The sequence below is a fragment of the Roseomonas sp. CAU 1739 genome, assembly GCF_039839775.1.
Lineage (GTDB): Bacteria > Pseudomonadota > Alphaproteobacteria > Acetobacterales > Acetobacteraceae > Neoroseomonas.
The window spans coordinates 141,296-155,177 of sequence record NZ_JBDOQQ010000002.1 but is presented as its reverse complement, the minus strand read 5'-3'; the positions used below and the strand labels follow the sequence as shown (position 1 = coordinate 155,177).

The following is a 13,882-nucleotide window of genomic DNA, read 5'->3' as shown; positions in this document are numbered from 1 at the left end:
ACCCCCTTCAGAGCAGGAGCTAGCGCGCCGCATGAGCGAGCCCGCGCGTCCCGATCAAGACGCCTACGACAGTGCCTCGATTACCGTCCTTCGGGGCCTCGAAGCCGTGCGCAAGCGGCCGGGGATGTATATCGGCGACACCGATGATGGTTCCGGCCTGCACCACATGGCCTTCGAGATCATCGACAACGCCGTCGATGAAGCACAGGCCGGCTTCGCCACATCCTGCCACGTCACACTGAATGGCGACGGTTCTGTCACCGTGCGCGATGACGGTCGCGGCATCCCGACCGATATCCATGCCGAGGAAGGCATCTCCGCGGCCGAGGTCGTGCTGACGCGCCTGCATGCCGGCGGCAAGTTCAACCAGAATTCCTACAAGGTTTCGGGCGGCCTTCATGGCGTGGGCGCGGCGGTGGTGAACGCGCTGTCCGAGTGGATGGAAGTGCGCATCTGGCGCGAAGGCAAGGAGCACCGGCTGCGCTTCGAGCACGGCGACACCGTCGTGCCATGCGAGGTGATCGGCCCGTCCGATCGACACACCGGCACCGAAGTCACCTTCAAGCCGTCGGCCCTGACCTTCACCAAGACCGAATTCGACTTCGCGGTGCTGGAACGCCGGCTGCGCGAACTGGCGTTCCTGAACTCCGGCCTGGGCATCACGCTGCGCGACGAACGCCACGCCGAGGTGCAGGAGACCGTCTTCAAATTCGATGGCGGCCTGGTCGCCTTCGTCGAATGGCTCGACAAAGGCAAGACACCCGTCTTCGCCCAGCCGATCAGCGTGATGTCGAAGGAACAGGACGGCATCCGCGTCGAGATCGCGGTGCGCTGGAACGACAGCTACCACGAGACGATGCTGTGCTTCACCAACAACATCCCGCAGCGCGATGGCGGCACGCATCTGGCCGGTTTCCGCCAGGCGCTGACGCGCGTGATGGGCAAGGTGGCGGACGGGTTGTCCACGAAGAAGGACAAGCTGACCCTGGCCGGCGAGGATATGCGCGAGGGCCTGACCGCCGTGCTGTCGGTCAAGGTGCCGGATCCCAAGTTCAGCAGCCAGACCAAGGAGAAGCTCGTCTCCTCGGAAGTGCAGCCGATCGTGCAGATGGCCGTTGCCGACGCGCTGACCCATTGGTTCGAGACGCATCCGAAGGAAGCCAAGGAAGTCGCCGGCAAGATCCTGGACGCGGCGGCCGCACGCGAGGCGGCGCGCAAGGCGCGCGAGCTCACGCGTCGCAAGGGCGTGCTGGACGTCTCCTCGCTGCCCGGCAAGCTCGCCGACTGCCAGGAGCGCGACCCGACCAAGTGCGAATTGTTCCTCGTCGAGGGTGATTCCGCCGGCGGGTCCGCCAAGCAGGGGCGCGACCGCGCCTTCCAGGCGATCCTGCCGCTGAAAGGCAAGATCCTGAATGTCGAGCGCGCGCGCTTCGACAAGATGCTCGGCAGTGCCGAGATCGGCACGCTGATCACGGCCCTGGGCACCGGCATCGGCCGAGGCGAGATCAGCGAAGGCGGCTTCGACCCCGGCAAGCTGCGATACCACCGCATCGTCATCATGACCGACGCCGATGTGGACGGGTCGCATATCCGCACGCTGCTGCTGACCTTCTTCTTCCGGCAGATGCCGGAACTGATCACGCGCGGGCACCTGTATATCGCGCAGCCGCCGCTGTATCGGGCCAAGCGCGGCAATGAGGAGCGCTACCTCAAGGACGACCGCGCGCTCGAGGACTTCCTGATCGAGAAGGCGCTGTCCGGCGCATCCCTGCGCTTCTTCGACGGGCGGCTGCTGACGGCGCAGGACCTGCGCGCCGAACAGGAATTCCACCGTCAGGCGACATCGCGCATCCGCCGCCTGTCCGGCGTGGTGCCCGCCGACATTGTGGAACAGGCCGCCGTGACCGGTGCGCTGACCATGGATGCCGAACGCGCCACCGCCGCGGCCCAGGCGCTGGCCGTTCGGCTCAACGAACTGGCGCCGGCGAATGAACGGGGCTGGGTTGCCACCAGCGGCGAGGCAGGGCTGACGCTGGCGCGCACCGTGCGCGGCGTGGCCGAACGCCACACGCTGGACGCCACGGCGCTACGCAGCGCGGAGGCGCGCTGGCTGGACGAACGTCGCGACCGCTTGGCGCGCGACTTCGCCGCCGGGCCCGCGGCGCTGCTGCTGGGCGCGAACGAACACAAGGCGCATGGTCCGATGCAGGCCTTCGAGCGGCTGATCGCGGAGGGTCGCAAGGGCCTCGCCATCCAGCGCTTCAAGGGCTTGGGCGAGATGAATCCGGACCAGCTGTGGAAGACCACGCTCGACCCTGCGGCGCGCACGCTGTTGAAGGTGCGGGTGCAGGATGTCGAGGATGCCGAGCAGGTCTTCTCGACGCTGATGGGTGACCTGGTCGAGCCGCGGCGCGACTTCATTGTCGGCAATGCGCTGAAGGTGGCGAATCTGGACGTGTAGGTGCGCGCCGGGCGCTCCGGCGCCGCTGTTCCAGCCGCGTCGGCCCGGGAATGTCCACACCGGCGGGATGATGGCCGGTGGCTGACGGGTTCGACGTCATCGGGTCGATGATGCGCGGCGTCGGGCGAGCGCCGGGACCGGCGACGTCAGGTGTGTGATTCGCGCGGATTCAGCCGCATCATCGTGTAGTTCAGCACGCCGGCGAACGTCACCCAGGCGAGATAGGGTGTCATGAGCAGCGCGGCACCAAGGTGATGGGCCGAGAATGCGACGATGGTCGCGGCAATGGACAGCCAGAGCAGCATCAGCTCATACAAGGCGAGGTCCATGCGCCTCATGCCGAAGAAGATTCCTGACCAGCCGGCATTCAGTACGAGTTGCAGGGCGTAGACGATGAAGGCGGGCGCGGCGGCGGCGAAGCCCACATCGCGCCAGACCAGCCATCCGGCAATCGCGATCAGGACATAGAGCACCGACCAGGCTGGGGCGAACAGCCAGTTCGGCGGGCACCAGGCCGGCTTGCGAAGCGCGGCATACCAAGGGCCCGGCCGGAACAACGCACCGGAACTCGCCACGACGAAAGCCGCGGCGAAGAACCCAAGCAGTCCAAGCATGTCCATTCCATTCTCCTGCCACCAGCGCGGCAGGGTGGTTGCGGATGTACCGTCAGCACCGCGCCCGGAGCGTGATGGCCCCAGGTGCGCATGCACCGGAGGTCTGAATCACGCGATCAAACAATAGGTCAGAGCGTGATGGGTGAACGAATGTGAACCGATCACGCTTCAGAGCCGCTCCCGTTCACCTTGGCTCACGGCAGCGGCTCTAGCCTTCCGCTCTTTCGAGTATCTTCGCCCGATCAGGTGATTCCACCTGATCGGGATCTGCTTTGGTCGTAACCTTACTGTGCCCGCTGTGTCTGGAGGAAGGCCAGCAGGTTGGTCACCTGGGTCTGATCGCGCAGACCCGGGAACGACATGATGCCGCGCGGCACGATGTCCTTCGGATTGGTGACGTAGGGGCGAAGGTTCTCGACCGTCCAGACATGCCCGGCCGTGCCGAGCTCGCGCATGTTCTCCGAATACCGGAAGGATTCGATCGACGCCGCGCGCCGACCGACGATACCGAACAGGTTCGGCCCGACGCCGTTGCGCGCGCCCTGTTCGATGGTGTGGCAGGCACGGCATTGGTTGAATACCCGCCGGCCGGCCTCCGCATCGCCCGCATCCTGTGCATGGGCCATGGTGACAAGGCTGGGGGCCAGGCCGAAGACGGCGGCCAGGACAAAATTTCGCATGAGATGATGTCTCCGCGTGGGTATGGAGGAACGTTGAACAAGGGAACGATGGTCTTGGCCGATCTCATCCAGTCCGGACGTGTCGCCGACTTGGTGATCCTGTGCCTGGTTCTCGAGACAGCCGTGCTGGGCCTGTATCGGTGGCGCACGGGGCGCGGACTCACCGGCAAGGCGATCACCATGCTGGTCCTGCCGGGGATGATGCTTGCGCTTGCCCTGCGTGCTGCACTGACGGGCGCCCCTTGGACCTGGATCGTGATCTCGCTCGGCGCTGCGCTGCTGGCTCATCTCGCGGATCTCCATTGCCGCATCAGCGCGACGAACCGCCACGCCGCTGCCCCTGTTTCCCCCGACCTGTAGGAGTCTTGGCAGCAATTGCTGAATGTCAACTCCATCGCGTTTTGAGTGTCATCTTTAATTGACATTCAGGGTTGTTTGCGGCTCGATACCACGCGAAGGGACATGCCCCGGACGCAGGGTGCCCACCGGGCTGTACAGCAGGAGGACGGCCGGCATGAGCAGGAGCGGCTATCGCACCGCCTATGAATCCCTGAAGGCTGCGCTCGAGGAGGCCACCGCGTCGCGACACGCGGAATCGCTCGACCGCGCCCATGCCGAACTCGACGCCTTCGTCGCGAGCATCGCGACGGATGAGCGCAAACTGAGGTCTGTCGCCGCGGACAGCCCGCGCTGCGCGACCGAGATCCGGGCGCATGCGGACGCGATCGGTCTACCGCGGCGCGTGCTCGATCCGGTCCACGATGCCAGTTTCACGCGCCTGTGGCTGGCCAGCCTGCCCGACAACCAGATCACCATGCTTCGTCGGGTTCTCGCTGACGAGGTCCAGCGCCGCGATGTCACCGGCCCGGCCCGACTGTCTGCCGGCCGGCCATTCGCGTTGTCGCTGTAGTGTTCGGTTGACATGACAGGCGCCGATGCGGGACTGGTGATGTGGCGGCCTCTGGCTGGCGAGGCCAGGACTCGCCTGCGCGTCTTGCTTGCGCAGCCTCGTGGCTTCTGCGCCGGCGTGCAGCGTGCCATCGCCATCGTCGACATGGCCCTGGATCGGCATGGTCCCGGCGTGCATGTCCGACATGAGATCGTGCACAATCGCCATGTCGTGGAATCGCTGGCGCGCCGTGGCGCGGTCTTTGTCGAGGAGCTGGATGCGGTGCCCGATGGCACCGTCACCATCTTCAGTGCCCATGGCGTCCCGCGCAGCGTCGAGCAGGAGGCCGCCCGGCGCGGCCTGCCGGTGATCGACGCCACCTGCCCGCTGGTGTCGCGCGTGCATCTTGAAGGGCGGCGCTATGCTGCCGAAGGGCGCGTGGTCCTGCTGATCGGCCATGCCGGGCATCCGGAGGTGATCGGCTCGCTGGGTCAGATCACCGGCCGCGTGCTTGTCGTGAGCGACGTGCTCGACGTGGCGCGGCTCGATCTGCCGCGCGACACGCCGGTTGCCTTCGTGACGCAGACGACGCTGTCGGTGGACGACACGCGCGCGACGATCGCGGCGATCCGCGCGCGCTTCGCCGACGTGGTCGGGCCCGAGACGCGCGACATCTGCTACGCGACGCAGAACCGCCAGGCGGCGCTGCGCGCGCTAGCCGCCGAGGTCGATGTGCTGATCGTGGTGGGCGCGGCCAACAGCTCGAATTCGAACAGGTTGCGCGAGATCGGTCTCGACTGCGGCGTGCCCACCCATCTGGTCGCCGACGCCACGGCGCTGCGCCCCGAATGGTTCGAGCGTGCCGCGACGGTCGGTGTCACGGCCGGCGCCTCGGCGCCCGAATCGCTCGTTCAGGGGGTGGTGGCCGCGCTGTCGCGCTGGGCCGATCTGACGGTCGAGGAACAACCGGGGATCGTCGAGGATGTGCGCTTTCGGCTCCCTGCGGCCTTGCTCTAAAACCGGCGGCGGCCGATCGCGGCTGCCGGCTTCCGCTTTGCCCGACAGCCGAACACCCGATGCGAACCCACGGCCTGCGCGGCGTCACGCCGGAGCCACGCCCCCGCTGTGATACCAACGGCACGAGTCATTGACACGTGCCGAGGCCGCGAAGGCGGCCTGCCGGTAGTCCGGCGAAAGCCAGGTGAATCGGAGGTTTGCACCCGGCGTCCGATACCAACGGTCGAAGAATTCGGCCGCTGGTATGATACCGGATGACCGGCAGGCGGGTGGCCGGGAAACATGCCGCCGCCTGGTTGCAGCCGGGCGGTGTACGGTGCGGCGTCGCCGCGGGGTTGTCGGCGCCTTGATGCGACCCTGACCGGACTCAGCAGAGAATGTCGGCCGGCGCATCGCGCCGCAGGCTGTCGCCGAGCGCCTGCCCCAGCGCGGCCGCATCGACCTGGCGTCCCTCGATGCGCCGGCGCAGCAGGAAGCTGCCATCCACGCGCGCCAGCAGCCCGGTCACGGCCAGCCCGCCATCGGGCAGCGCGATGGCGCGGCCACCGATCGGCGTACGGCAGGACCCATCCAGCGCGGCGAGCAGCGCCCGCTCCGCCCGCGAGACCGCGCGTGCTTCCGGGTCCTCGATGGCGGCGAGAAGCTCGCGCAGCGCCAGGTCATCCTCGCGGACCGTGATGCCGACAATGCCCTGGCAGGCGGCCGGCAGCATGGCGGATTCATCCAGCACGATATCGGCTTCATGCGCGAGCCCGAGCCGCTTGAGGCCGGCGAAGGCGAGCAGCGTCGCCGCGGCCACGCCATCCTGGATCTTCGCGAGCCGCGTCTGAACATTGCCCCTGATGATCGTCGTCCGCAGGTCGGGCCGGGCATGCAGCAGCTGCGACTGGCGCCGCACCGATGACGTGGCCACGACCGATCCATGCGGCAGGCAGTCGAAGGGGTGCGCCGGATCGCAGGGCGTCTCGATCCCGGGGCCCAGGATCAGCGCATCGCGGGGATCCTCCCGCTTCAGCGTGCATGCGAGCGCGATGCCCGACGGCAAGGCGGTTTCGAGGTCTTTAAGCGAGTGCACGGCGAAGTCGATCCGTCGATCGAGCAGGGCCTCGTGAATCTCCTTGGCGAAAAGTCCCTTGCCGCCGATGTCGGCCAGCGGCCGGTCCTGGATGCGGTCGCCGGAGGTCAGGATGGTGTGTTCCTCGAAGGCCTTCGCATTGCGCAGCAGGGGGCAGAAGCGCGTGATCAGCCCAAGGAAGTCGCGTGTCTGCCACAGCGCGAGCGGTGACCCGCGCGTGCCGATGCGCAGCGGCAGGCTCGGGTGGTGGGGCCGGACCATCGCACCATCCACCGGAGCGCGCAGGGTGCGTGCGGCGACGTCCGCATCGTGTCCGATACCGGCAGGAAAGGCGATCATCCGGTTGCTCCCGCATGCATGGGCGCGCCGCCTCAGGCCCTGGCGAGGCCAAAGAGATGCGCGAGGTCCTTGAAGAAGATGCGCAGATGCGCGAGCGGATCGCGCCGCTCGAGCTCCTTGTTCATGTAGGATTGCCAGGTCAGGCGCTGGACATCGGCGTCCTGGCAGATCGACACGAAGCGTTCCCGCCGGCGATCCGAGGCGTACCAGAAGTACTGCATGATCCCGAGGATCCAGAAGGCGCGGCCATGCAGGCGCATGAAGCGTCGACGCGCCTGGCGCAGCACGCGCGCATCACCGGTCCGGCAGAAGGCGTCCGCGGCCTCGGCCACCAGCCGGCCGCACAGCATGGCGTAGTAGATACCCTCGCCCGAGGCCGGAGCGACGACGCCCGCGGCATCGCCGGCGAGGATCACGTCGCGCCCATTGTCCCACCGGCGCAGCGGCTTGAGCGGGATGGGCGCGCCTTCGCGGCGGATGGTCTCCACCTGGTCGAGGCCGGTCGCGCCGCGCAGGGCGGCGACGGACCCGCGCAGCGAGAAGCCCTTCCGGGCGCTGCCGGTGCCCACGCTGACCGTGTCGCCATGGGGGAAGATCCAGGCATAGAAATCCGGCGAGAGCGTGCCCTGGTAGTACACGTCGCATCGCTGCCCGTCATAGCGTGGCGCTTCGCCTTGCGGGGCGCGTAGGATCTCGTGGTAGGCGAAGACGCAGCGCACGCGCGCGGCTCCCTTGACCGCCTGCCGGCCCACGGCGCTGCGCGCGCCATCGGCGCCAATCACGCAGCGGGCGCGGATGCGAACGGGCGGAGCGTCTTCCGGCGCAGCCTTCGGCCGATAGACGACGATGGCGGTGCCATCGGCGTCGCGCTCGATCCCTTCGAAGGCGCCGGTGCGGCGGTCCGCACCATGGGAAGCGGCGCGCGCACGCAGCCATTCGTCGAAGATGTCGCGATCGACCATCGCGACGAAGCCGCCCTTGTCGATGGGCATGTCCACCGCCCGGTCGGATGGCGCGACCATGCGGGCCGAGGTGATGCGCGCGACGATGAGATCGGCTGGAATATCGAAATCCCGGATCAGGCGCGGCGGGATGGCGCCGCCACAGGGCTTGATGCGCCCGGCCTTGTCGAGCAGCAGAACGGTTCGTCCCTGCCGCACCAGATCATCGGCGGCGGTGGCGCCGGCCGGGCCGCCGCCCACCACCACCACGTCGAACGCCTCGATGGCGTGGTCCATGCTGCGGTTCCCTCATCCAACGCGCGGGGTGGGCCCTGCGGCGGGCAGACGATGGACGCCTTGCTCGCCAACCAGGCCGATGCGTTGGGCCATGATGGCGGCGGCCAGGAACAGGCCGGCATCGACCAGGAAAACAGTGGCGTAGCCGCCCAGCACGCCGCCGGAGATCAGCCTGCCGACATCGAGCAGGATGGTTCCGGCCAGCCCGCCAAGCCCGAATGCCACGGCCTGGGCGGCCCCGAACATGCCCATGCGCACGCCGTCGCGCCCGGGCGTGCCGCGCGCGGCAAGCTGCATCATCGCGGCGATCGCGGCCGCGGCGAAAATTCCGTTGGCCAGGCCAAGCGCCGCGTACAGCAGTTGCAGGGATACCGCGGTCGCGACCATGCCCACGACGCTCAGCAGCAGCAGCACCGACGCGGCCGCGGCGCAGCCCAGTTGGATCCAGGACCGCAACGCCGAAAGCCGCCCCTGGGTGAAGCGCCCGATCGCGGCAAGGAGCACCATCCCCGCCAGCACACCGCCATGCTGGATGGAAGCGAGCTGCGTGGTCTGGCCGAGCGTCATGCCGAAGACGCTGCCGGCGAAGGGTTCCAGCACCAGGTCCTGCGCGCTGTAGGCTAGCATCGCGACGAAGACGAACAGGGTGAAGTGGCGCGCTTCCGGCTCGGCCCAGACCTCGGCGAAGGCGGCACGAAAGGCACCGTCCGGCTGCCGGCGCGGATCGATGGTGGGACGCGCGTGTCCTTCAAGCCCGACCACGGCGACCAGGGCGAGCAAGAAGGCCAGCACGGCGACGCAAGCCGTCACCGCCAGAAGACGCTCCGCCGAATAGGGATCAAGCGTGCGACCAGCGACTGCCGTGGTCACCACGAAGCCTGCGATCATCATGATCCACACGATGGAGGCCGCGGCGGCCTTGCGTGCCGGCGCGACCCGCGCCGCGAGCAACACCAGCAGCGCCGTGCCAGCCGCACTGACACCTGCACCCACCAGCAGGAATGCGGGGATCGCCAGTGCAAGCGCCGGCAGCAGCGGCCCATCCATCATCCCGGTGGCAATGGCCGCCAGGACGGCGCCGAGGCACAGGGTCGCCATGCCGCCGATGATCCAGGGCGTGCGCCGCCCACCGACATCGGACCCGTGCCCCATCCGCGGACGCAGCATCTGCATCGCATAGTAGAGACCCACCAGCAGTCCCGACAGTATTGCCGGAAGGGCGAATTCCACCACCATCAGGCGGTTCAACACGCTGGTCGTGAGCACCACCACCGCGCCGAGCGCGGTCTGCACCAGCCCGAGCCTGACAATGCCGAACCAGCCAAAAGCCGCACCCTGCATCATGGCAGGCCCCGCAGCGCGGTTGCGCTGACCATCATGCCCAACACATACAGGCTGACGCCGGTGCCATTGTACCAGGGGGCGAGCCCGCGTGGGTCGCGCAGCAGCCGCCGCATGCACACCAGCTGCACCAGCAGGGAAACTGCGATCGCCGCACCGTGCCAAGGCGCGCCCCAGGCCAGCAGCAGCGCGGCCACGCCCAGTTGCGGCAGCGCCATCACCGCGCAGGCCAGCCGCGCGGCGCGATCCGCGCCCAGGCGAACCGGCAGGGACATGATGCCGAAGCGACGGTCACCCTCGATCGACTTGAAGTCGTTGAGCGTCATGATGCCGTGCGCGCCAACCCCATACAGCAGGGCGACGAGCACCAGCCGCGCATCCGGCGCACCGCCCGACAGCACCGCCGCCGCGGTGATCCAGGGCAGCGTCTCATAGGACAGCGCGCAGGCCGCACTGCCGGTCCAGCCGTCACGCTTCAGCCGCAGGGGTGGTGCGCTGTAGGCCCAGGCCAGGGCGACGCCCAGCAGCGTCCCGGCAAAGCCCCACGGGCCCAGCAGCGACCCGACCCCGACCGACAATCCGGTCCAGCCGATCGCGACCCACAGGCCGGTGCGGCCCGGCAGGCGGCCCGAGGGGATCGGGCGTTGCGGCTCGTTCACCGCATCGACATGGCGGTCGAACCAGTCATTCACCGCCTGGCTCATGCCGCAGACGATGGGCCCCGCGAGCACGATGCCCAGCACGGCCATGGGCCAGGCCTGCGCCAATGCCGCGCCCGAGGCGACGACGCCGCAGGCGAAGGCCCACATGGGTGGAAACCAGGTAATCGGCTTCAGCAGTTCCAGCACGGCCAGGGCCGCCGGCCAGGACGACGATGCGGAAGCAGGCGCGGCCGGAGACTGTGTCGGGCGCGCCATGCGGTTTCTACCCTGGGTCCTTCGGGTCGGCATCGAGGTCGCCGAGGCCGAAGCGGTGAAGTTTCACGTACAGGCTCTGGCGACTGAGGCCGAGCATCTCGGCGGCCGAGGCGCGGTTGTCGCCGGTGATCTCCAGCGCGGCCTCGATGCACAGGCGCTCGATGGCGTCGGCCGCCTCGCGCACCAGGTCCTTCAGTGGGACGCGGCCGATCAGCTCGGTCAGTTCCTGTACCGACCGCCCGGGCACGGCGGCGCCATTCGGGGCGGGCCGGAGCCGCGCGCTGACATCGCGGATGGCGAAGCCGTAGCGGCGCTTGCTGCCTTCCATGACCGAGACGGCGGAGATCTCGACATCCAGCGCGGTGCCCAGTCGGCCACGCAGGGTCGTCGCATAAAGCCTGACTGAACCGCGGTTGCGCAGGTTGCTGAGCAGCACATCCGCCTCGAGCCCCTGCCGGCCAAGCCAACGGTCCAGCGTCTCGCCACGGAGCTGGTCCTCCGACGTCAGCTGGGCCATCTCGAGGAAGGCGGCGTTGGCGGTCAGGATGGCGCCGTCCGCGTCGGTGACGACAAGGGCGTCGGGCGCGTTCTCGGCGAAACGCAGCAGGTTGCGCCGGCCATCCGGCATGGCCGCGGGATGGCCGTTCAGAGATGCCGGCGTCAGGCGGAGCAGGAACAGCAGGCCGTTGTCGTGGCGCAGCGTGGTGCCGGTGGCGCGGATCGGCGCTTCGCCTTCGGCGAGCCGGACCTCGATCTCCTCGGCCCGCCCCAGGCCGCGCAGCGAGGCCAGCATGGCCTGCACGTCCTCGCGGCTGTCGATGGCGAATGAATCGGCGGCCGGACGGCCCATCAGGCGGCGCGCGGCGGCGCCGAACAGCCGCTGCGCCGCCGGGTTCGCTTCCAGCACCTTGCCGCTGTCGCCCTCGACGATCAGCACCGCATCCTCGGAGGTCTGGAACAGCAGGCGGTAGCGGGTTTCCGCCTGGCGCAGCTGGGAATAGCCGCGCTCGACGGATTGCTGAACCTCGACGAGACGCTGCTGAAGCTGAGAGACCGGCCGCAGATCCCGCCCGAAGACGACGATGCCGCCGGGCCTGTCCAGCGTGCCGCAGGCACAAAGGATGGGGACCGAGGCCCCGCCGGCGCCAAGCTGGTTGATGTGGCGCCAGCGCGGCCGGGCCGGATCCTGTGGCGCGCGCAGCATCTCCTGCACTTTCGGCCGGCTGTCCCGGGCAACCGTGTCGATCCAGGGCCGGCCGATCCAGCTTTCGCTCTGGCCGAATTCGGCCAGCAGGTCGTCGCTGCTGAAGGCCACGTCCCGGATGATCCCTGCCGCGTCAAGCACGAGCGAAACATCCGCGGCGGCAGCGACGAGGCTCGCCACCGCCTCCGCGTCGAGATGGCCCAGAGCGGCCTTCGGAGTCTTGAACGACTTCACGCTGCGACCCGTCCTTCATTCCTGAGGATGCCTTAGACAATCCGACCCTCCCCAAGGTCAATTCTGCACGCGCGACGGGATCGCGGCAGCTTGATTCACACCCGAAAGTCGCTGATGGCCAGGAGTGTCTCGGCCTGCAGTGTTGCTTCCTCGCCATCCGCCGCCGTCGCATCTGCGCCGATATCCGAGACGAGGCCGGGGCGCTCGGCGAAGATGGCCCCCCCCACGAGAATCCCGATACCCCGGTTGAGCGACGCGCGCCGTACCCGGTGAATCAGATTGGCCAGGGCTGCGAGGTGGTCCTCGCTGGCCAGGCTGAAGGCCGCGATCGCGAAAGGCTCACCACGGACCTTGGCAACGATCTCCGGCAGGGAAGCGCCGTTCCCGCTCCAGACTTCCCAGCCCGCGCGGCGGAAGAACTCCGCAACGATCACCAGGCCGAAGGTGTGCGTTTCGCCAGGCGTCGGTGCGAGCACGGCGCGTCGCCCCTCGCGCGGGCGCTGCGGCGCCTGCGTGAAGCGCCGGCCACTGTTCAACACCACCTGCTGCAGCGCGGCGAGGCCCATGGTCACCGTCGCGAAATCGCATTCGTCGGCTTCCCACATCTCACCCAGCCGACGGGCCACCGGGGCCAGCAGATCAAGGTAGATGCGGTCGAGCGGGATGCCGGCGGCCTGTATGCCATCGACGAAGGCCTCGACATCCTTCAGTTCCGAACGGATGGCGAGCGCCGTGAGCGTCGCGATATCCTCGGATGTCGGCAGCGGGCTCGGCGATCGATCGATGTATGGCGCGGCCGGCGCAGCCCGGTGCGCCAGCACCAGGCGTGGAATGACGTCGCGCTCGATGGTCTTCGCGAGAAGAATGATGCGTCGTGCGGGAGCGGTCTCGGCGCAGCAATCATCGTCGGCGATATCGGCCCTTGATGAGCGGAGCGACGGCCCGCCGTCATCCGGGCGCCAACCGGCACCCGCATCGGGCCTGTCATCCGGCTGAACCATGGACTGCGAAGCGGACATCGCTTTGTCGACCATCCCACTCTCCCGCCGCTGACTTCAGACTGGCGTCCAACAAGTGTCAAGTTTTTCGAACGTCCATATTGCTTGACACTCAATCCGGCGCCGCTCTAGCGTCCTGGAACACGCTTCGCCTGGGGAGGGCGCAATGACCGAAAATGGAGGCCTGAGGCTTCTCGATCATCATTTCCCCCTGGCAGCGGCTGGTTTCAGCCCCTGTCCGTCCTGTTAAGCGAAGCGGACCGCGTTTGACGGAGCGTTGTCAAGAGATGCTTACAACACGGCTCCTCGATCCTCTGATCAACGCGCTGGATTGCAGCCCCTGGGGCAGCACGACCGGCCGAGCCGTCGTCCGGCCGAACGCTTGGCGCGAGCCGCCTTCCCCGCTCTACACGCCGGAACAACGCGTACGCCGCGACCACTCGCCATGGACCCGCGTCCAGGGCGTCCTGGCCATCGCGCAATTCGGCGTCTTCCTCGCGAGCCTCGGTCTGGTGCTGCGGTTCCTCGCGACCGGCGACGGCTTTGCGGTGGCGACCGTGTCGGTCTGCATCAAGACGCTGGCGCTGTACGCGATCATGGTGACCGGTGCGATCTGGGAGAAGGAGGTCTTCGGCCGCTATCTTTTCGCGCACGCCTTCTTCTGGGAGGACGTGTTCAGCATGCTCGTGATCGCGCTGCACACAGCCTATGTGGTCGCGGTGCTGGCGGGCATCGGCGATGCGCGGATGCAGATGTTGCTGGCGCTGGCGGCCTACGGCGCCTACGTCATCAACGCGACGCAATTCCTGATGAAGCTGCGCGCGGCCCGGCGCGACGAACCACGCCACTTCGCATCCGGCGGGCTCGCATCGTGA

Annotated in this window: 13 protein-coding genes; 5 read left to right on the top strand and 8 right to left on the bottom strand. The window is 68.2% G+C overall.

Going from position 1 to position 13,882, the window contains the following annotated elements; translation table 11 throughout:
- Window positions 1–31 precede the first annotated feature (31 nt).
- Window positions 32–2,461, top strand: a complete 2,430-nt coding sequence (gene gyrB, locus AAFN86_RS04310) for a DNA topoisomerase (ATP-hydrolyzing) subunit B (RefSeq protein ID WP_347541988.1) — start codon at window positions 32–34, stop codon at window positions 2,459–2,461.
- 146 nt (window positions 2,462–2,607) lie between these two features.
- Here gyrB and AAFN86_RS04305 read toward each other — a convergent pair whose 3' ends face one another.
- Together AAFN86_RS04305 and AAFN86_RS04300 are read right to left on the bottom strand one after the other, a co-directional pair.
- Window positions 2,608–3,081 (bottom strand): TspO/MBR family protein, encoded by a 474-nt coding sequence (locus AAFN86_RS04305; RefSeq protein ID WP_347541987.1) that lies wholly within the window; start codon window positions 3,079–3,081, stop codon window positions 2,608–2,610.
- Between the two features lie 278 nt (window positions 3,082–3,359).
- The gene (locus AAFN86_RS04300) at window positions 3,360–3,755 is read right to left on the bottom strand and encodes a cytochrome c family protein (RefSeq protein WP_347541986.1); all 396 of its coding nucleotides are present in this window, start codon (window positions 3,753–3,755) and stop codon (window positions 3,360–3,362) included.
- Window positions 3,756–3,809: 54 nt separating this feature from the next.
- Between AAFN86_RS04300 and AAFN86_RS04295 the strand changes: the two genes are divergently transcribed.
- The 3 genes from AAFN86_RS04295 (at window position 3,810) to ispH (ending at window position 5,661) form a co-directional block, all read left to right on the top strand.
- On the top strand, window positions 3,810–4,115 hold the full coding sequence (locus AAFN86_RS04295) for a hypothetical protein (protein WP_347541985.1): 306 nt from the start codon (window positions 3,810–3,812) through the stop codon (window positions 4,113–4,115).
- 118 nt (window positions 4,116–4,233) lie between these two features.
- Window positions 4,234–4,665 (top strand): hypothetical protein, encoded by a 432-nt coding sequence (locus AAFN86_RS04290; protein WP_347541984.1) that lies wholly within the window; start codon window positions 4,234–4,236, stop codon window positions 4,663–4,665.
- A 39-nt stretch (window positions 4,666–4,704) separates the two neighbouring features.
- Window positions 4,705–5,661 (top strand): 4-hydroxy-3-methylbut-2-enyl diphosphate reductase, encoded by a 957-nt coding sequence (gene ispH, locus AAFN86_RS04285; RefSeq protein ID WP_347542387.1) that lies wholly within the window; start codon window positions 4,705–4,707, stop codon window positions 5,659–5,661.
- A gap of 367 nt (window positions 5,662–6,028) precedes the next feature.
- Here ispH and hemC read toward each other — a convergent pair whose 3' ends face one another.
- The 6 genes from hemC to AAFN86_RS04255 form a co-directional block, all read right to left on the bottom strand.
- Entirely contained in the window at window positions 6,029–6,997 is a 969-nt protein-coding gene (gene hemC / locus AAFN86_RS04280; protein ID WP_347542386.1) for a hydroxymethylbilane synthase, read from the bottom strand.
- Between the two features lie 110 nt (window positions 6,998–7,107).
- Window positions 7,108–8,313 carry a geranylgeranyl diphosphate reductase gene (locus tag AAFN86_RS04275; protein WP_347541983.1) on the bottom strand — a complete coding sequence of 402 codons (1,206 nt, stop codon included), beginning with the start codon at window positions 8,311–8,313 and terminating at the stop codon, window positions 7,108–7,110.
- Window positions 8,314–8,325: 12 nt separating this feature from the next.
- The gene (locus tag AAFN86_RS04270) at window positions 8,326–9,657 is read right to left on the bottom strand and encodes a BCD family MFS transporter (RefSeq protein ID WP_347541982.1); all 1,332 of its coding nucleotides are present in this window, start codon (window positions 9,655–9,657) and stop codon (window positions 8,326–8,328) included.
- Window positions 9,654–10,571, bottom strand: a complete 918-nt coding sequence (gene chlG / locus AAFN86_RS04265) for a chlorophyll synthase ChlG (RefSeq protein ID WP_347541981.1) — start codon at window positions 10,569–10,571, stop codon at window positions 9,654–9,656. The genes AAFN86_RS04270 and chlG overlap by 4 nt, the downstream gene beginning before the upstream one ends.
- A gap of 7 nt (window positions 10,572–10,578) precedes the next feature.
- Window positions 10,579–12,009 (bottom strand): transcriptional regulator PpsR, encoded by a 1,431-nt coding sequence (ppsR, locus tag AAFN86_RS04260; protein ID WP_347541980.1) that lies wholly within the window; start codon window positions 12,007–12,009, stop codon window positions 10,579–10,581.
- Window positions 12,010–12,104: 95 nt separating this feature from the next.
- Entirely contained in the window at window positions 12,105–13,043 is a 939-nt protein-coding gene (locus tag AAFN86_RS04255; protein WP_347541979.1) for a cobalamin B12-binding domain-containing protein, read from the bottom strand.
- Window positions 13,044–13,294: 251 nt separating this feature from the next.
- Between AAFN86_RS04255 and bchF the strand changes: the two genes are divergently transcribed.
- Window positions 13,295–13,882 carry a 2-vinyl bacteriochlorophyllide hydratase gene (gene bchF, locus AAFN86_RS04250; protein ID WP_347541978.1) on the top strand — a complete coding sequence of 196 codons (588 nt, stop codon included), beginning with the start codon at window positions 13,295–13,297 and terminating at the stop codon, window positions 13,880–13,882.